This is a genomic window from Clostridium sp. DFI.5.61 (assembly GCF_024462915.1).
In the GTDB taxonomy this organism is placed as follows: Bacteria; Bacillota; Clostridia; order Oscillospirales; family Oscillospiraceae; genus Lawsonibacter; species Lawsonibacter asaccharolyticus.
Window position 1 is genome coordinate 1 of the sequence record NZ_JANGBZ010000039.1, and the last position, 17,668, is coordinate 17,668.

A 17,668-nucleotide genomic window follows, 5' to 3' on the forward strand; every position below is an offset into this window, starting at 1 on the left:
TCACCTGCTCCTCCACGAACTGCCTGCCGCAGATCCAGAAGAACATGACCGCCGCCAGCAGCGCACCCAGGGGACAGATGTAGATGGAGCAAATGTTCATCCAGGGGTCCACGATGGGGGCGATGACCAGCCCAACCAGGATGCCTGCTCCCCCGGTGATGGCTGCGGCGGCGGGGCGCTTCAGGTGGAACAGCTCCTGGAGAGTGGCGGTAGGCGCCTCGAACAGGTTGACCAGAGAAGTGAGGGCCGCGAAGATCACCGCAGCAAAGAAAAGGATCAGGATCAGCCAGCCGCCGGGGATGGTGCTGAGCACGTTGGGCAGATAGATGAACATGAGGCCGGGGCCGCTCTGGTCCAGCTGCTGGCCGGCCACCGCCATGGCGGGGATGATGACCAGGGCGGCCAGCAGAGCGGCCACAGTGTCAAAGACGGCCACCATCCTGGCGTCAGAGGGAACATTGGAGCTGCGGCTGAGGTAGGAGCCGTAGATCAGGGTGCCGTTTCCCGCTACCGAAAGGGAAAAGAAGGCCTGCCCCAGGGCATAGATCCACACCACTGGGTCCAGCAGCCCCTTGGGGTCCAGGACGAAGATGTACTGATAGCCCGCTCCGGAAGCGGGCAGGGTGAACAGATAGACGGCCAGCCCGACGAAGAGGACATAGAACAGGGGGGTCATGACCTTGTTGGCCAGTTCGATCCCACGGCCAATGCCGAAAGCCAGAATGGCGATGGTCACCGCCATGCCGACGAGCTGCCAGGGAACATTTCCAGCAGCAGTGGCATTGAAGTGGGCGGCGAAAGCGTCCAGGCCGGACATGCGGGACAGGGTGCCGGTGAGAGCGTCGGCGGTGTACTTGAAGATCCAGCCGGTGACGACCGAGTAGCCGATCGCCAAGGCCAGGGAGCCCAGCACCGGGATCAGGCCCAGCAGGCGGCCGGGCCGCTCATGGCCGAAGCGCAGCTTGGTGGCATAGCCGAAGGCACCGATGGGGCCGGAGCGGGTGGCCCGTCCAAAGGCCATCTCCCCGATCACCCCGGTAGAGCCGATGATGACCACAAAAATGAGGTACGGGATGAGAAAGGTGGCCCCGCCGTACTGGGAGACACGGGCGGGGAAGAGCCAGATGTTGCCCATCCCCACCGCAGAGCCGATGCAGGCCAGGATGAACCCCCATTTAGACCCCCAGGAGTCGCGGACAGCGCTGTGTTTTTCCATGGAAAGACGCCCCTTTTCAAAAAATACCGCCGGAACACGAGAAAACCGGCAGGGGCCATGCGGGCCATGCCGGGTAACACTTTTTTAATTATAGCACACGCTTGGAAAAAAGGCAAAGAAAACCTGGTCACGTTCGTTTTCTTACCACTGCAGAGGCGCTGGGCTGCCGCAGGGAGGAAAATTTTCCCCAGACTCCGGCTGTAAGATGTCTCCAAGGGGATACGTCGTGTGGGTGGGACCTCGCCCTATACTTACCCTATCTACACCCGCCGCCGGGGTACCAGCATATACTGACTGTCGAGAAACAGCATCCCACGCCACAGATGCGGGGAACAAAAATAGCCACGGCCGCCGGAAGAATTGGCAGCCGTGGCCGTTATGAAAGATACAACAAGGCGAGCATACAACAGAGCCCTCCGGACGGCGGAAGGACCGCTGCCGGAGGGAAAGGGGGCGGAAGTGCTCACTCCAGGTCGATGGCATTGACAGGGCAGGATTCCCTGGCCTGGGAGGCGGTCTTCTCCAGGGTCTCAGTGACCTCCTGAATGGGCTGAGCCAGTCCGTCGTCTCCGATCTCAAAGACCTCCGGACAGATGCTGACGCACAGACCGCAGCCGATGCAGTTGGAATTGACAGTAGCGTTCATGATGTGCTCCTTTCCTCCCCGGCCAGCGGATGCCGCGGGGCGTATCTGAGCACAGTATGCCCGAAAAGCAGAAAAAATACACAAACAGAAAAAGGACAGGCAGGCCCCGCAGGGTCTGCCTGTCCGGTATAACGTAGGGGAAGAAAATCAGAGGATCCGGCGGCCGCCCACGAAGCCGGTGGTGTAGTAGGCACTGTCCATGTCGCTGATGATGACGCCGGTGCTGGAGGTGGAGGCGTGGATGAACTGGCCCCCGCCGATGTAGATACCCACGTGGGAGGCACGGCTGGCACCGCTGCCCGACTTCAGGAAGAAGACCAGATCGCCGGGCTGGAGCTCACTCATAGAGACGGAGGTGCCGTTGCTCATCTGAGCGGAAGCAGTGCGGTTGAGGGAGCAGCCAAACTGAGAGTAGACATAGCGGACAAAGCCGGAGCAGTCAAAACCGCTGGGGGAGGAGCCGCCGTAACAGTAGGGATAGCCCAGATACTGCATGGCCAGATCCACCACCTCGGAGGCGGAGCCGGAAGAGGCGGCCTCGGCTGCGTCGATAATGGTCACATAGTCCGCGGACACATAGCCCTCTTCCACCTTGTACCAGCCGTCCAGGGTCTCCAGAATGGTGAGGACCTTGCCAGTAGAGAAGGAGTCCACCTTCTCACTGTCGGTGCTGGGGGCGGAGCGGACATTCAAGGGGCCCTCCGTGACCTTGCCGTAGACGGGCTCCGCCACAGTGGGCAGTTCTACAGTCTCAGACAGCACTACATAATCGGTGGAGACATAGCCCTGAGTATCCTGGAAGGAGACCTGGTACCAGCCGCTTTCGGTAATACCAGACACCTCAATCTGGGAGCCGTCGGGGATGGTCTCCAGAACGGCGGCGTCGGTGCTGGAAGCGTTGCGCAGACGAAGACCGCCCTCGGCGTCCACTGTGCCGGACACAGCAAAAGCCGGAGCGATCATACCGGTGACAGCCAGCAGGCCGGCGGTCAGCTTGGCAGCAAAAGACTGAGAAAAGTGCATGGCGGAAGTCCTCCTGATCGTCATATCTCTGTTTCTGGAGCGCGGGCGGCTCTTTACTTCGTGCTCAGTGCCCGGTCCAGCCAGACCGTGGCCACGTCCATTGCGGTGTATAAGCTGTCCTTCTCTGTCTTTTTGACCACCCGGTCCCGGCTCTTCAGGTCGGGATCGGTCAACTGGAGCTGAACGGCCACCTTTGTGGCCACATCCAGATCGTCCACCTTCTTAGTGTCCAGGATCTGGAGCATGATGATGTACTTTTCGGCCATCGTGCCGTAGTAGATGAGGTTGTCTTTCCGGCGCAGGGGATGGCCCTTATAGGAAAGAGGGATCTTTTCAGACGCCATGGTCTGCCTCCTTAAGGAAATTTTAATGTTGTAACCGAATTGTAACACATTTGAAACCCTTTGTCAAATACTCTCATCTAATTTTTTTCTGGGAAATGGAGGAAAGGCGGCGGCAGAGGGGATGGAAAGCGGAAAAACGGCCTCCGGAGCTGCCTCTGGAGACCGTTTTTCGCCTGAATGGCGGAGATGCGGGGTCAGAATATGCTCAGGCTGAGCCGGCGGCCCAGCTGTTCCAGCAGCCGGATGCCAGCCAGACTGTTTCCCTTTTCGTCCAGCCCGGGGGAATAGATGCCGATGCCCATACGGGCAGGGGAGACCGCCATGATGCCGCCCCCCACGCCGCTTTTGGCTGGCAGTCCCACTTTGACGGCGAAGTCCCCCGAGCCGTTGTACATGCCGCAGGTCATCAGCACGGCGTTGACATAGTGGGCATATCGGGCGGGGAACAGCCGCTCGCCGGAGGGGGAGCGGCGGCCCCGGCCGGCGAAGGTGCAGGCGATATGGGCCAGGTCCCGGCAGTCCACCCTGATGGAGCAGGCCCGGAAATAACAGTCCAGCACCTCCTCCGGGTCGTCATGAAGCAGTCCGCAGCTCTCCAGCAGAAAGGCCATGGCCCGGTTACGGCTGCCGGTCTGTTTTTCCGAGCGGTAGACCGCCTCGTCCACCGACAGGCTGGGATTTCCAGCCAGCCGGCGGGTCAGCTCCAGCAGCCGCTCCAGCCGCTGGGAATAGCTCGTCCCGTGGATCAGGGTGCACAGCAGGATGGCTCCCATGTTGACCATGGGATTGAGATGCTCGCTGAGCAGGGCCTGGTCCGTATAGTTGATGGCGTCAAAGGGTTTGCCTGTGGCCTCCACTCCCACCCGGGCGCGGACCGTGTCCTCCCCGTTGTCCATCAGCGCCAGGAGGAGCAGGATGGGCTTGATGATGCTTTGAATGGTGAAGGTCCGCCTGTACTCCCCCGCGGAGCTGATACGTCCGTCGCTGGACACCACGCAGATGCCCAACTCGTCCCGGTCCGCCTTGGCCAGCTCCGGGATGTAGCCAGCCACCCGGCCCTCCCGGGTGAAGGGGCGATTTTCCTCCACCAGCTTTTCCAGCAGCGCGTCCATGACGTCCCTCAGTGCAGCTCCAGCCACATGGCTGCGCCGGAGGCGTAGGCGGCGGCACCGTAGATGAGCGCCTCCTCCCGGAAGCGGATCTTGGGATTGTGGAGGCTGACACCGCAGCCGTCCTGGGCGGTGCCGCCTCCCACCACGAAGAAGGTGGAGGGGACGCGGGCGGCGATCTCGGCGAAGTCCTCGGAACCGCTCATTTTCTCACCCCGCTGGAGCATTTTCAGTCCCTCCCGCTGCCACCCCTGGGCGACGGCGGCGGCAGTATCCCCGTCGATCTGGAGGGAGCAGGTGGAGCAGAGATCGGTGACTTGGGCTCTGCCCCGGAAGGCCTCCGCTGTGCAGGTGCAGATGGTGTCGATCCGTTCCAGCAGGTGGGTGCGCAGCGGCTCGCTGAAGGTGCGCAGGGTGCCCTCCAGCACCGCAGAGGAGGGGATAATGTTGGCCGCGTCTCCCCCCTGGAACTTCCCGAAGGTGAGGACCACCAGCTCAGCGGGGTCCGCCTCCCGGCTCAGCAGCTCCTGGAGCGCCAGATGGATGTGGACGCCGATGTTGATAGGGTCCACGGTGGACTGGGGATGGGCGCCGTGGCCTCCGCGGCCCTCCACCCGGATGACCAGGTGGTCACTGGAGGCGGAGACCACGCCGGTGCCGTAGCCGCCCAGGCCCGCTGGAATCATGGGGATCATGTGGGCACCCATGGCCGCATCCACATGGGGATCTTCCAGGATGCCGGCCTCAATCATGGATCTGGCCCCTGACAGGACCTCCTCGCCGGGCTGGAACATGAACTTGACAGTGCCGTTGAGCTCTGCTGCCCGGTCCCGGAGCAGCTGGGCCGCCCCCAGCAGCATGGCGGTGTGCATGTCGTGGCCGCAGGTGTGGGCACAGCTGCGCTGAGAGGCGAAGGGGAGCCCGCTCTCCTCACGCATGGGCAGAGCGTCCATATCGGCCCGGAGCAGGAACACCTTCCCGTCGGGCTTTCCGGTCAAGGTGGCGGTGACGCCCCCTCCCAGCCGCCGGGGCTGATAGCCCATCTCGGTCAGCCGTGCCATGACATAGGAACAGGTCTCGGGCAGGTCCATCCCCACCTCGGGATGCTGGTGGAGGTGCCGGCGGTCCCGGACCATCTGTTCATACAGCGCCTGAGCGCTCTGAAGATAATTCATACGATGTACTCTCCTTTCCGGTCACCGGTCCCCACCCTGGGGAAGATGGACCACCCGGATCTGCCCCATCCGGTACAGCACCCAGGCGCACAGGATGCACAGGGGGATGCAGGCCAGGATGGCGATGCCGCGGTTGACTGGTGTGACGAACACGTGGATCAGAAAGACCAGTACGCCGGGGAGGACGGCGGCCTTGAGCTTGCCCTTGATGATAGTGCCGCCCGCCTTGCTGGTCATCTGGCTGAGGAACAGGCACCCATAAAGCGCCGGGAGCATATAGCTTCCGGCGATCTTCACCGGCTCGCTCTCCAGAATGGGCTGGAGAGGGACCAGAAGGAGGACGCCCAGTACGATGATAACGGTGGTCACGATAGAGGAGACGGCCACCGCCACCGTGGCCACCGCGTCTCCGGCGTCGGTATTCTGCTCCACATCCGCCATCTCCAGGGCGTTCAGGGCGCAGGGGAGCTTCAGGTTGGAGATGTTCCCGGTGATGAAGGTGATGTAAGAGGCGGAGCCCAGCATGGGGACGTAGGTGATGACCTCTGAGATGGCGGTGGGGACATACAGGGCCAGCAGGCCGCTGCCGAACAGCAGCAGGTCCGGGATGGAAGGGAACATGTGATAGACGGTGCACATCACCGCAGGGATGCCCAGCATCCAGGCGATGGCCAGGATGCTGCCCAGCCGGCCCGTGCGGTGGATGGAGCGGTCGTAGCTGTCAGACTGCTTCATGTGAGAACGAGCCTCCTTTTAAAATATCTGTTCCAGCAGGACGGACGCGGCCATGCTGACGATCAGAGAGATGGACATGATGAAGCTCCCCAGCCACTTGAGATGAAAGCGCCTCATGCACAAAGCGCACAGGGCCGCCACTCCCATGCTGATGAGGAAGGTCAGGGCGTAAACTGTTCCGGAGGCAAAGATCAGCGGCGTGAAGGCGGCCACGATCCCCAGGAAGAAGCAGGAGTTGACGATGGTGCCCCAGTCGCCCCGCTTTTTCTTCAGGGTGCTCATCCCAGTCTGGATCTTTTCCACCGCGAAGATGTTGATGATGATGCCGGCCAGGATGCAGATGCTCATTACGAACATGACAGCGCCGAAGACGGTGTGGTCGGCCTGGGCGGCCATCTCGCCTACGGAGCCGTAGCCCATGCCGTCGGCCACCATGTCTGCCGCCATCAGCTCATAGCTCACCGAGCCCACCACCGACAGCCGATACCAGGGCCATGGGATGCCCAGTACAGTGGACAGGGTGAACAGCCCGATGACGATGGAGACAGAGGGGACGATGGTGAAGACCGCCGAGCTGCGGGCCACGGCGCTCAGCTTTTCCTTGGAGATCCCAAGCTCCAGACACCGCCTCCAGGACTTGCGCAGAAAGACGGCGGACAGCCCCACGATATACAGGACCCCGGCGGTGACCAGGACGTAGAGGAGCGGGGAATTTGCCACATCAAAATAACCCATGGTGTTCCTCCCTTGGCAGATAGCCAGATTTTTTTCCAAATACAGCTGTTTTGTTGTAAATTATACTATCATGGCGGAGCCGGCTTGAAAAATATAAAATGCATTTGCTTTCCATATCAAAAATGATATAATTTAACGACATGATCTCGTTTTGTGTCTCCGGGACAAGGGGAGCCTGGCGCTTCTGCCTGAGGGGACGGAAAATACACACAAAGATCGGGAGCCGGAAAAGAGAGAGCCGGGAGGGGATCGCATTGGAAGAACTGGATCTGAAATACCTGCAATACGCCTTAGCCGTAGTTCGCTATGGCTCTGTGACCCAGGCGGCCCGGGCCCTATACCTGGCCCAGCCCAACTTGAGCCGGGCCATCGGGGAGCTGGAGCAGTCCCTGGGCTTTCCCCTGTTCCTCCGTACCAGACAGGGTATGAGCCTGACGCCCCAGGGGGAGCGGTTCCTGACGGAGGCGGAGACGCTGCTGGACCGGCTTTCCGACCTGGCGCGGGAGTGCCGTCAGGAGAGCCGGCGCCGGGTCCACTTTGCCTGTGTCCCCTCCTCCCTGTTTGTCAACACGGTGCTGGAGACGGCCCGGGGCCTGCCGGACTGGTCCATCCAGTGTGAGGAGTACTATGATTGCCGGGAGCTCTTTGACCGGGTGGGAAAGGGGGCATCCCTGGCCGCCTTTCTCACCTTTGGAACAGAGATGCGGGAAGAGCTTTTCGCCTACTTTGCCCGGCGGAACCTGCGCTACCACCCCCTGGCCCAGAGCCCGGCCTACGGGGTGGTCCGCCGGACCAGCAGCCTCTACCACCCGGAGACGGTCCCGCCGTCCATCCGGTACGATGAGGCCCTTTTGATGCTGAATGTGACCTATTTCGACCCCATAGGGGTGCATTTTCAGCCGGAACGCTCCCCGCTGCCCCCGGCCAAAGGGATCTGCCACGGCGTGGGCCGGGCGGGCAACCTGGATATGCTGGAGTCCATGGACCACCTGGTGATGATCTCCTGTCACATCCACTCCAAGATCATGGCGCGGAATGAGCTGGCGGCGGTGCCCATCCGGCCCGCGTTCATGGACTATGAATATGGCTTCCTGACCCGGGCGGACGTCCGGCTCAGCCTGGAAGAGCAGGCACTGCTGGAGAAGATTGAAGGGGAGGTGCAGCGGGAGTTCGAGGCGTGAGGGCCAGATCGGTGCCCGGATCAGATATTATTGAAGAGAGGAGCGGCGCACTTCCTGTGGGGGAAGCGCGCCGCTCCTCTTGCGTCCGGGAAGGGATGAAAGGGGGGCATAGGGGGCATGATACCAAAAGTCCCGATCCGTTGGTGAGTTCTCATCCCGTAGGGGGCTGGAACGGCAGGGGAAGCGTTTCCCCGGACACACAAAACGGAATTGGAACGTACAGAAGAAAGGGGAAGAGGGCCATGAAACTGAAGGATCAGATCGCGGTGGTGACCGGCGGGAGCCGGGGGATCGGATATGCGGTGGTGAGAGCCTTCCTGAAGGAGGGGGCGGAAGTGGTGCTGTGCGCCAGCCGGAGCGAGACGGCGGAGCGGGCGGTATCCCAGCTGAAGGCGGAGCTGCCGGAGGCCCGGGTATGGGGCATCTGGCCCAGCCTGGAGGACCCGGAGCAGGTCCGGACGGCCTTTGACCGGATCGGGGCGGAGCATGGGCGGATCGACATCCTGGTCAACAACGCGGGGGTCTCAGAGAGCACGCCCTTTGGGGCGTACACCGGGGAGCTCTTTGACCGGGTGATGGACCTGAACGTAAAGGGAATGTTCCACTGTGCCCGTGGGGCGGTGCCCTGGATGGAGAGGCAGGGCAGAGGCGTGATCTTGAACACCTCCTCCATGGTGAGCTTCTATGGACAGCCCGCCGGCGTCGCCTATCCGGTCTCCAAGTTCGCGGTCAACGGCTTCACCCTGTCCCTGGCCCGGGAGCTGGCGCCGAAGGGGATACGGGTCAATGCGGTGGCCCCGGGCATCATCGAGACGGACATGCTGCGGGCAGTGCCGCGGGAGGTGCTGGCTCCTCTGGAGGCCCAGATCCCCCTGGGGCGTGTGGGGCAGCCGGGGGAGGTCGCGGAGGCCTTCGTATTCCTGGCCTCGGAGCAGGCATCCTATATCACCGGCGTGGTCCTCCGGGTGGACGGACTGGCCCGGGCCTGAACAGTGCCGGGCTACGGCCGCTTTCTCCCAGAGGCACTGGGGATGTTCAGCTCCTCGCGGTATTTGGCCACGGTACGGCGGGAGATGGGGCAGCCCTGCTCCGTCAGCAGGGTGCATAGCTTCTGGTCGGAGAGAGGCTTGGTGCTGTCCTCCTCCCGAATCAGGCGGCGGAGCAGTTCCTTGGCGGCACAGCTGCCGACCTCGGCACCGCTCTCCCCGGCGGCCCGGCGGGAGAGAAAATGACGGAGGGGAAAGACCCCCCGGGGACACTGGACATATTTGTCCCGAATGGCGCGGCTGACCGTGGATTCATGGATCTCCAGCTCTTGGGCGATGTCGGACAGGCGCAGGGGCCGCAGGGCGCTGGGCCCCGATCGGAAGAAGTCCTGCTGGCGGCCGGCGATAGCCTGGGCACACCGGAGAAGCGTGGCCTCCCGCTGACCAATGGCCCAGAGCACGTTTTCGGCCTGGCGGAGCTTCAAGGTAAGATATTCCCGCACCTGGGCGTCATCGGACTGGGTCAGGAGACTGCGGTAATAGGAGTTGATCTGGAAGTAGGGACGGTCACTGTTCCGCAGGCGGGCAGTGAAATGTCCGTCCATCTCTTCAATGAAAATATCCGGCTGAATATAGGAGATCTCGCTGGGGAGCGCGAAGATGGAACCGGGACGGGGATTCAGCTCTCGAATCAGCCGTTCGGCGGACCGGACCTCCTCCTGAGAGATGGAGAGGCGGGCGGAGATGGCATGATAATGTTTTTTGGCCAGCTCCTCCAGGCAGTCCCGAACAATGGCAAGGGCGGGGCCCTCCTCATGGATGCGGAGCAACTGAAGCTCCAGACACTGGGAGAGGGAGGAAGCCCCCACACCTGCGGGTTCCAGGGAGCGCAGTAGCTCCAGAGTGCGGGCGAGCCGCCTTTGGGAGATGCCAGAAGTCCGGGAGAGCTCGTCCAGTGGGATGCGGAAATACCCATCCTCGTCCAGACAGGCGGACAGGTAGCACAGAAGCTGCTTGGCAGACTCATCCAGATCGAGCTGCTGGATCTGGCGGAAGAGAAAATTGGAGAGGGATTCCTCCAGACCGCCATCCGTCCCCACCTGGGCCAGCGGGTCCAATTCCTCGGCGTCCAAGCGCTGGTAATAGCGATTTTGACGGTCGCTGTCCTCCAGCCACTTCACACGGCGGAAGAGCTCCTGATCCCGGGGAGCTTCCTGCTCGGAGCGGGGCGGCTCCAGATCGATGATAGGGTTCTCCTGGGCGAGCTCCTGAACATAAGCCTCCAATTCCACTGTGCTCATCTGAAGGAGCGCGAGGCTCTGGAGCGTCTGCTGGGTGAGCTGTTGAGTCTGCCGTTGGACCAGTTCCATAAGGGACGCCTCCTTTTTCAGAGCTATTATAGCAAATATGCCAAGGGGAAACAAGATAGGCATAAGGCATGACGGGACCGTACAGAAGCATACACCACATAAAATTAAGAATATTTTTATTCTTTTTTATCTGAATGAGGTGCACCTCATGGAAGTATGCATCCAATGATGGTAGGATTCTGCTTACAGTATTGTCGAAATTTGGAGGGAAATGAAATGCATGCATATACCAAGCTGGTCAAAAAGTTTCTGAATGGGTACATGGCCGAGACACGGGAACAGCGGGGCATGTCTAAGGAAGAGATGTCGGAACGCCTGCGCATCGAGCCACGTTCCTATGCGGATCTGGAAAAGGAGCGCTACTGCCTGTCCGCACCGTCTCTGATGTTCTTCCTGCTCTTCCTGGAAAGTCCCGGGGTGGAGGAGCTGATACAGAAATTTCGTCAGACAGTGGAGCAGGCGGACCAAAATGGCACAGTATAGAACGGAGATCGGGACGGCGGAGGTATGTGACATGCTGTGCCGGCTGGGCGCCACGGCAAATTACAGGGGGTTCTCCTACACCGCCTATGCAGTGCTGCTCTGTGTCCAGCAGCAGGACCGGCTCCTGCTGGTCACCAAATGGCTCTATCCGGATGTGGCGAAGCGGTATGGGACAAACTGGAAGGCGGTGGAGCGGAACATCCGGACCGTGATCACCGTGGTGTGGGAGCAGAATCGTGCCATGCTGGAGGGACTGGCCCGCCGTCCGCTGCTTCAGCGCCCCTGCGCGGCGCAGTTCCTGTCCATCCTGTCCAACAGCCTCCTGTGCGAGCAGAGGGCGGGACCGGTGCAGAGCTGAAAAGGAACATAAAAAGAGGCAGAGCGGACCCGGGAGTGCATCCCGGAGTGCCGCGCCGCCTGTTCTGTTTTGGACGGTGCCGCCCCACGACCCAGGGCGGGGGCAGGCGGAGATCTGGAGGGAGAGGAAGTTCAGATAACGCCCTTTTCCCGCCATGCGGAGATCTCCTCCGGTGTAAAGCCGAGGGACTGGTAGACCTCATCGTTGTGCTCGCCCAGCAGGGGAGCGCAGCCCCTCACATAGGGGTTCGTCTCTGACATCTTGACGGCCTGATTCGTGATCCTGACAGGACCCAGCTGGGGGTGGGTGACCTCTGTGTACATGCTTCGCTCATCCCTGAAATGGGGGTCATTGGCCACATCGGCCACTGTCATGACCGGCGCCGCCGCGATTTTGGCCTCTACCAGCCGCTCCAGAAGCACGTTTTTTTCGAATTTTGAGGTCTCCTCCGCGATCATGGGGTCCAGCAGCCGCGGTTTTTGACGCGGTCCTCCACACGCTGGAACTCCGGCATGTCGATCCACTCGTCATGCCCCAGAATGTGGGCGAATTTCGGCCAGGCGCTGGCTTGTCCGGCGCTGATCATCACCTTTTCTCCGCTTTTGGTGGGATAGGTGTTTCCAGGGGCACTGGCCTCGAAAAAGTTTCCCAGCTGGTCTATGACGCCGGAGCGGAAATTTTCGATCAGAACGCAGCGTTTCAAAATGATTGATTTGCGATACATGATGGCGTATGACGAAACTGCATTTTTCAATCCCCACGCAATGAAAACCCTGGACTGATGATTTACGCAAAATTAGAATAAGAATAGAAGGCCCGCCGCTGCGAATTTGTCGCAGCGGCGGGCCTTTTGCGGGGGAAAGGGCCCCGGAGGCGCTGGAAAGGCGCCGCCGGAGCCGGGTTCCAGCCAGATCAGGGGATTATCGTGCGCTGCGCAGGGCGTCCCGGACCAGGTCAGCATAGGTGCGCATGTCAGTGATCTGGATCCACCGCTCCAGACTGCCGCTCCAGCGGTAGGTGTGGCAGTTGGTGGCCTCCTGCACGTCTTCATAGTACCAGGCGTCCTCCGGGTTGTCCGGCCAGTGGATCATGTCGTCCAGCATGTGATCGGTGTCGGGGGCGCGGTCCAGCACCTCATTGATGAGGGCCATGACCTCAGCGCGGGTGATGCTCCGGTCGGGGCCGTAGGTGCCGTCGGGATAACCGGCGATCCAGCCCTCAGCGGCGGCGCGGTTGATGTACTCCCGGGCCCAGTGGCCGGAGATATCGCTGAACTTGTCCGGGCCGGAGTACCGGGCGTCGGAGAACTGGGCGGCCACCACAGCGAACTCGGCACGGGTGATGTAGGCGCCGGGGTCAAAGTCGCCGCCGGTGCGGCCGGTCATGATGCCGCCGTTGTTCAGGGTGGTGATGGAGTAGAAGGACCAGCGGCTGGACTCCACATCAGGGAAGGGGTTCCGCTCGGTAATGTAGTCCGCCCGGGACGCGTCGGTAAGCAGGCGGAAGAAGATGGTGGCCACTTCCTCACGGGTGATGGGGTCGTTGGGCTGCACGGTGCCGTCGGGGTAGCCGGAGACGTAGGCGAAGTGGTCCTCCTTGTTCAGCTGAGGTGTTCCGCCGGAGCCGCCGTGCCCGCGGTCGTCGTCGTCATCGTCATCATCGTCATCATCCCGGTCGTCATCGTCATCCTCATCCTCCCAGAACAGGGCGAAGGGGGAGAAGGAGTCCACAGTGAAGCGGATGCCTTCATCCGTGGCCACCAGGGTGCCGTCCTCAGTGGAGTAGAGCTCCATGGTGTAGTTGCCTTGCTCCAGGTCGGTGTTGCTGTTGCGGTCCAGGCCCGCATAGTGGACCAGCTGGAACTCGCTGTTCCGATCCGTTCCATCGGGGTAGGGCCAGTAGAGGGTGATCTCCCCGTCGGTGGTGACATAGGCGTTGCCGTTGCTGGTGTCCACCAGGTCCAGGTAGCGCAGATCCGCACTGTGGTCCTCGGTGATGGAGTTGAATCCATCCACCGCGCTGTTGTGCAGGGTATTGCCCTGGTCGGGGACGATGCTGTCCACCAGCAGATGCACAGCATCAGGATCAGCGACCTCCAGCCTGCTCTCATTGATGTAGAGAGCGGCGTCTGCGGGGATATGGGCGGTGATGCTGTTCACCTCATTGGTGGGGGGCTCATTGACCACAGGGGTGGTGGCGGTGTCGAGATCGGTCACGCCCCGGATGGTCAGCGTACCGGATCCCACCGCCGCGCTGTACTGCTCCGTGTCTGCGCCTACAGTAAGCTCGGCCTTGACCCGCTGCTGCTCCAGATCTCCGGCATAGATGGTCATGTCATACTGCCGGAACACGCTGTTCACCTGGACAGTAAAGTCGTCACTGGTCATGAAGGAATCAGGGTCGTCCTGATCGGTGAACTGGAGGCGGATGGGGACCTCGCCATTGGGGGTCTCAGCGGGCAGGATGCGGTAGATGTAGCGGTCATAGGCCATGCTGGTGTTGCCGGGATTGTTGTCGTACCGCTCCAGCTTCCAGATCCGCTGTTCTCCGCCGAAGTTGTAAGTAAAGGTCAGATATTTGGACAGGTCCACCACCTGCTGTCCATTTTCATTGGTGACAACATCGGCGGGATCTGCGTGTTTGATCAGCCGCTCATTCAAATCACTGGGCAGGGTGATGTAGAAGCCTGGCACGGGCAGTCCGTTGTCGGTGGCGCCGATCTCGTTTCCGCTGCCGTTGACCACGCTCTCATAGCTGCTGCCGCCGGTGTAGATGGTGATATCGGCGGGCTGGATCATGATCTGCCGGGCGTCGGGGGTACCGTCGCCGTTCCGGTCATAGGCCCACACGGCGTAGACCGTGGCCACCGCCGGGATGTTGACTTCGGATACCAGAGTGGGCAGCTGTTCGCCCGCGTCATAGATCTTCTCATGGTTGTCGGTGGTGGTCCAGCCCAGGAAGAGGACCGCTGTACCCTCGGTGTCAGTGTGGGTGGGGGCGGTGTAGTCATCTTCTTCCCCCAGCTCATAACCAGTCTGCTGGGCCAGGTCCGGGACTACGAATGTGGTCTCCCCGGCGATGCGGCCGCCGTTGGCGTCATAGGTCAGGGAGTAAGCGGTCACCGGCACCGGATCAGTCGTATCTGTAACTGCGTCCTCGATCTCATCTGCGGTCACGGCAGCGGTATTCGTCACGCCTGCCGCCACGTCTGTCTGCGCCGCGGTATAGGCATAGGTGATGATGACCTTGTCGCCCACTCCAATGCTGGAGATGGTGTAGCTGCTGTCGCTGAGGGTATGATCGATGTCCCCTACCCGGATCACCGTGCCGGCGCTCCACAGGGTGTCTTTAATCGTCACATCAGTCAGGGGCGCATTGCCGGTATTGCGCACTGTGATCGTGTAGTGGATCTGCTCTCCCACACGGACAGATGCCTCCTGAGCTGTTTTCTCCACCGTCATGGCGGGTGCCGCCGCAGTAAGTCTGTAGGTGTAGGTGGTGCTGGTCCCCGCCGTCAATGCCGCCCCGGCCACGGGGGACTCATCATCCCACGCGCCGCTCAGGATGTGCGCTGCATCAGGCTCAACTTTTGTGGTGTCAGGAATATTCGTCAAAGTCGGCGCGGGGCTGACCTCGACCCATTGGTCAGAGGTCTCATCATATTCCGACAAATGATAGACCTGTTCAATTTCCGTGCTTCCGTTTGCCCAGGTGCCCCCCACGACCTGATAGATCACTTGGGCCTGGTACTGATCCGGGGTACCGTCGCCGCCATCTTCGCCGCCGACTTTGTCCACGGCGTAATACAGCTTCAGCGTCACGATATCTTCCGGCTTCTCAATTTTGGTCAGCGTACCGGTCGTATTGGAGAGCGCAGGGTCCAGACAGTACCCCTCATACACTTTTGGGGTGGCCGTTACCTCTGCCCCGATCGCCCCGGAGAAGCGCTCCGTCTCCGTCGCGGACACAGGATAAGTTCCATCGTCGTTTGCCTTGTAGTGCTCCACGACATACAGAACATTGCCGGGGACAATGGGGGTGGTGCTTTTGGCAAAGGTATAGGTGTACGTCACATCATCGGTCCCGGAAACTGTGGCAGGAGGCGTGGTATCCCAGCCGCCCTGCGTTCCGTCCGTGCCACCATAGCCAGCGTCCGGCTTCATTCCGGTGGGGGCTGTCAGGTAGGCGCTGCCGTTCATGTCCCACTTGCCGTCCTTCATCAGCGTCACATAGGTGACTTTGGCGGCGCTGGTGCCATCCTCCCAGGTCCCGTTTACCACCTGGAAAGTCACTTTCTTCTGGTACTTGTCCGGGACACCGTCGCCGCCGCCATTCTCGCCGCCGACTTCATCCAGGCTGTAAACCGCCGTGATCTCCACATTGCCGGTGAGCGTGCCGGAGGTCGCCCCCTTCACCGTGTCTTTGGCATAGCTCTGACCTTTATATGTGATCGAGTCAGGGATCTGGTCGCTCACATCATAGGGAGACCCCTTGGACATCTCTTCGCTGACATAAGAAGTTTGGATCTCCGTTTGATCCGCATCATCCATCACATACTTGACGGTCACCGTGTACTGGTCCTCACAGGCCACCTGGAACGTGACCGCCTCTTTGCTCCCGCTTTTCAGCTTCCAGCCGTTGTGATACACATAAGTGACTGTGGCCGTATCTTTCGCGGGGGTGTGAGTCGCACTGGTGGTCTCATTATACGCCGTCACGAAGCGCTCAGAGGAAATGGTGACCGTATATTCCAGATGGCGGTCCACCACCCGGGAGGATGTGGTATAATCCCCTGCCGTCAAGGTCATCGGCTGAGAACCTGCATGGCCCGCGGCCTGGTTGGTGCAGCTCACGGTGACTTTGATGCTGTTCAGAAATTCAGGCGTCCCGGCCTCCACCCACTTGGCGGTCAGGGTCAGATCGCTGCCGCGGATGACGACCTTTCCGCCTGCGTCCACCTTGGAGCCGTCCTCATATCCTGTTCCGGAAATGGTCCAGCCGTCGAAGACATAGCCCGTAGCCAGCGCGGCCTGGACCGCCTCGTCAGAAGGAATGGCGGCTTGGACTTCCTCATTGCGCTTCAGACCGGTCTGAGTTTCAGGAACATCGTACTCAGTCAGTGCCTCGCTTTGGTCGCCCCAATCATACTGGATCTGATAGGTGTTCTCATCTTCCTTTAACTCCAGCAGCAGATAGAAGGGATAAATGGTGTTCCCGCCTAGATAGCTGTTGCTCCAGTTGGCTTCACTAGGTTTTGAGGTGGGATAGTTTCGGCCTAAGCCGCCGACATTGCGCCAATGATCAAAATCATTTTCGTCAATGGAAACGTGCGTTACAGCGGAATAATCCCCGTTTTCGTCCGGCTCGATGGTGACAGCGTCACCATATTCGACCACACCGCACCCGGTATAGTTTCCGCACACCAGACGGTAGGAGGAGAGATAGTAGCCCTCCGCCACCCGGATGTCCAGGTCGCTGCGGATCAGCTGGCCCGCGTTGGCCGCCTCCGAATCATCCAGGGCATCCTGAGGGGATACTTCTTTCCCTGTATAAGTGACATCCTTCGCCCCGGCGGACACCGTTACCAGAGAGGGGTCCGTGATCTCTTCATTCCCCAATCCGTAATATTCGTCAAAGCTCCAATACACGGGCCACCAGTTGCGCCACTGGTCCCTCTGGTTATTCTCATCGGTCTTTTCCTCCAGCGTCCAGGTATAGGCCCACTGGTAGCAGGCATCACCATGCTGGTGCTCCTCCTTGCTGCAGGTCAATGTGTAACATCCGGTTTTGAGAGAACATTCGTGCCTGCACTCGGTGGGGCCTTCGGTTTTGTCAATTACTTGGTATCCCCATGCCCAATCTAGGATGCTGAAGGAGTGCCACGTGCACCCTGTATCGTCTTTATGGAACCCGAGCCTATTATAATGGTCCGGATTGTCCTCCTTCGTACACTTCACCCACTGTGTGGGATAGCAGTCGTCATTGTGCTCATGTACACAGTCATGGCTGTAGCAGCTGTCCAGAGAGTGGGCGTGTTCCTCCTCTTTGCAGGTAAGATCTCCCCGCTCAGCGTCGGGCCCTACCCACTCTGTCCCATCCGGAATGTTTTCCGGCGGCTTTTGATCGGGGTCGGTCGTTTCAAACGTATCTCCTATCTCATACTCTGACCCTCCCGGCGCCGCAAAGGCGGACACCGGAAGCAGGGACAGCACCATGCACAGGGTCAGCAATACGGCCAAGAATCGCTTTTTCATGTCATTTCTTTCCTCCTTAGTAGCTGATATTCATGCCAGCGCAATCGAGAGCT

16 protein-coding genes are annotated in these 17,668 nt (G+C 60.6%); 4 read left to right on the top strand and 12 right to left on the bottom strand.

From position 1 onward, the window contains the following. The 8 genes from NE584_RS14340 to NE584_RS14375 form a co-directional block, all read right to left on the bottom strand. The coding region (locus tag NE584_RS14340; protein WP_256183087.1) for a sodium-dependent transporter at nucleotides 1-1,216 on the bottom strand (1,216 nt) is incomplete at its 3' end. Between the two features lie 463 nt (nucleotides 1,217-1,679). Continuing rightward, nucleotides 1,680-1,862, bottom strand: a complete 183-nt coding sequence (locus NE584_RS19915; protein WP_050623896.1) for a ferredoxin — start codon at nucleotides 1,860-1,862, stop codon at nucleotides 1,680-1,682. A gap of 147 nt (nucleotides 1,863-2,009) precedes the next feature. Then, nucleotides 2,010-2,885 (bottom strand): SH3 domain-containing C40 family peptidase, encoded by an 876-nt coding sequence (locus tag NE584_RS14350; protein ID WP_050623897.1) that lies wholly within the window; start codon nucleotides 2,883-2,885, stop codon nucleotides 2,010-2,012. Between the two features lie 53 nt (nucleotides 2,886-2,938). Beyond that, nucleotides 2,939-3,229 carry a hypothetical protein gene (locus tag NE584_RS14355; protein WP_050623898.1) on the bottom strand — a complete coding sequence of 97 codons (291 nt, stop codon included), beginning with the start codon at nucleotides 3,227-3,229 and terminating at the stop codon, nucleotides 2,939-2,941. Between the two features lie 194 nt (nucleotides 3,230-3,423). Continuing rightward, nucleotides 3,424-4,341, bottom strand: a complete 918-nt coding sequence (gene glsA, locus NE584_RS14360; RefSeq protein ID WP_256183088.1) for a glutaminase A — start codon at nucleotides 4,339-4,341, stop codon at nucleotides 3,424-3,426. 8 nt (nucleotides 4,342-4,349) lie between these two features. Then, the gene (locus NE584_RS14365; protein WP_256183089.1) at nucleotides 4,350-5,513 is read right to left on the bottom strand and encodes a M20 family metallopeptidase; all 1,164 of its coding nucleotides are present in this window, start codon (nucleotides 5,511-5,513) and stop codon (nucleotides 4,350-4,352) included. Nucleotides 5,514-5,534: 21 nt separating this feature from the next. Next, entirely contained in the window at nucleotides 5,535-6,248 is a 714-nt protein-coding gene (locus NE584_RS14370) for a hypothetical protein (protein ID WP_050623901.1), read from the bottom strand. An 18-nt stretch (nucleotides 6,249-6,266) separates the two neighbouring features. Next, on the bottom strand, nucleotides 6,267-6,983 hold the full coding sequence (locus tag NE584_RS14375) for a DUF5058 family protein (protein WP_256183090.1): 717 nt from the start codon (nucleotides 6,981-6,983) through the stop codon (nucleotides 6,267-6,269). A gap of 254 nt (nucleotides 6,984-7,237) precedes the next feature. Here NE584_RS14375 and NE584_RS14380 point away from each other — a divergent pair, with 254 nt between their 5' ends. Continuing rightward, nucleotides 7,238-8,164, top strand: coding sequence for a LysR family transcriptional regulator (locus NE584_RS14380; protein WP_256183091.1), 927 nt, complete (start codon nucleotides 7,238-7,240; stop codon nucleotides 8,162-8,164). Between the two features lie 242 nt (nucleotides 8,165-8,406). Beyond that, nucleotides 8,407-9,153: an SDR family NAD(P)-dependent oxidoreductase gene (locus tag NE584_RS14385; protein WP_108980885.1), complete on the top strand. Its 747-nt coding sequence runs from the start codon at nucleotides 8,407-8,409 to the stop codon at nucleotides 9,151-9,153. An 11-nt stretch (nucleotides 9,154-9,164) separates the two neighbouring features. On the opposite strand, the gene rpoN is transcribed toward NE584_RS14385, so the two are convergent. Further along, the gene (gene rpoN, locus NE584_RS14390) at nucleotides 9,165-10,520 is read right to left on the bottom strand and encodes an RNA polymerase factor sigma-54 (RefSeq protein ID WP_256183093.1); all 1,356 of its coding nucleotides are present in this window, start codon (nucleotides 10,518-10,520) and stop codon (nucleotides 9,165-9,167) included. A gap of 216 nt (nucleotides 10,521-10,736) precedes the next feature. Here rpoN and NE584_RS14395 point away from each other — a divergent pair, with 216 nt between their 5' ends. Beyond that, the gene (locus NE584_RS14395; protein WP_050623906.1) at nucleotides 10,737-11,003 is read left to right on the top strand and encodes a helix-turn-helix domain-containing protein; all 267 of its coding nucleotides are present in this window, start codon (nucleotides 10,737-10,739) and stop codon (nucleotides 11,001-11,003) included. Further along, nucleotides 10,990-11,361, top strand: coding sequence for a sporulation initiation factor Spo0A C-terminal domain-containing protein (locus tag NE584_RS14400; RefSeq protein WP_050623907.1), 372 nt, complete (start codon nucleotides 10,990-10,992; stop codon nucleotides 11,359-11,361). Before NE584_RS14395 ends, NE584_RS14400 begins: the two co-directional genes overlap by 14 nt. A 131-nt stretch (nucleotides 11,362-11,492) precedes the next feature. On the opposite strand, the gene NE584_RS14405 is transcribed toward NE584_RS14400, so the two are convergent. The 3 genes from NE584_RS14405 to NE584_RS14415 form a co-directional block, all read right to left on the bottom strand. After that, complete coding sequence (locus NE584_RS14405) at nucleotides 11,493-11,819, bottom strand: CoA transferase (RefSeq protein ID WP_108980888.1); 327 nt, start codon at nucleotides 11,817-11,819, stop codon at nucleotides 11,493-11,495. Then, nucleotides 11,816-12,085 (bottom strand): CoA transferase, encoded by a 270-nt coding sequence (locus NE584_RS14410; protein ID WP_108980889.1) that lies wholly within the window; start codon nucleotides 12,083-12,085, stop codon nucleotides 11,816-11,818. Before NE584_RS14410 ends, NE584_RS14405 begins: the two co-directional genes overlap by 4 nt. A gap of 196 nt (nucleotides 12,086-12,281) precedes the next feature. Continuing rightward, a complete protein-coding gene (locus NE584_RS14415) occupies nucleotides 12,282-17,615 on the bottom strand; it encodes an S-layer homology domain-containing protein (protein ID WP_256183094.1) in 5,334 nt (1,777 codons plus the stop codon). Between the last annotated feature and the right edge of the window lie 53 nt (nucleotides 17,616-17,668).

What these genes read in the sequence shown, in the direction of transcription:
- NE584_RS19915 (WP_050623896.1), bottom strand. Translation starts at nt 1,862, where the DNA reads ATGAACGCTACTGTCAATTCCAACTGCATCGGCTGCGGTCTGTGCGTC.
- NE584_RS14350 (WP_050623897.1), bottom strand. Translation starts at nt 2,885, where the DNA reads ATGCACTTTTCTCAGTCTTTTGCTGCCAAGCTGACCGCCGGCCTGCTG.
- NE584_RS14355 (WP_050623898.1), bottom strand. Translation starts at nt 3,229, where the DNA reads ATGGCGTCTGAAAAGATCCCTCTTTCCTATAAGGGCCATCCCCTGCGC.
- glsA (WP_256183088.1), bottom strand. Translation starts at nt 4,341, where the DNA reads ATGGACGCGCTGCTGGAAAAGCTGGTGGAGGAAAATCGCCCCTTCACC.
- NE584_RS14365 (WP_256183089.1), bottom strand. Translation starts at nt 5,513, where the DNA reads ATGAATTATCTTCAGAGCGCTCAGGCGCTGTATGAACAGATGGTCCGG.
- NE584_RS14370 (WP_050623901.1), bottom strand. Translation starts at nt 6,248, where the DNA reads ATGAAGCAGTCTGACAGCTACGACCGCTCCATCCACCGCACGGGCCGG.
- NE584_RS14375 (WP_256183090.1), bottom strand. Translation starts at nt 6,983, where the DNA reads ATGGGTTATTTTGATGTGGCAAATTCCCCGCTCCTCTACGTCCTGGTC.
- NE584_RS14385 (WP_108980885.1), top strand. Translation starts at nt 8,407, where the DNA reads ATGAAACTGAAGGATCAGATCGCGGTGGTGACCGGCGGGAGCCGGGGG.
- rpoN (WP_256183093.1), bottom strand. Translation starts at nt 10,520, where the DNA reads ATGGAACTGGTCCAACGGCAGACTCAACAGCTCACCCAGCAGACGCTC.
- NE584_RS14395 (WP_050623906.1), top strand. Translation starts at nt 10,737, where the DNA reads ATGCATGCATATACCAAGCTGGTCAAAAAGTTTCTGAATGGGTACATG.
- NE584_RS14400 (WP_050623907.1), top strand. Translation starts at nt 10,990, where the DNA reads ATGGCACAGTATAGAACGGAGATCGGGACGGCGGAGGTATGTGACATG.
- NE584_RS14405 (WP_108980888.1), bottom strand. Translation starts at nt 11,819, where the DNA reads ATGATCGCGGAGGAGACCTCAAAATTCGAAAAAAACGTGCTTCTGGAG.
- NE584_RS14410 (WP_108980889.1), bottom strand. Translation starts at nt 12,085, where the DNA reads ATGTATCGCAAATCAATCATTTTGAAACGCTGCGTTCTGATCGAAAAT.
- NE584_RS14415 (WP_256183094.1), bottom strand. Translation starts at nt 17,615, where the DNA reads ATGAAAAAGCGATTCTTGGCCGTATTGCTGACCCTGTGCATGGTGCTG.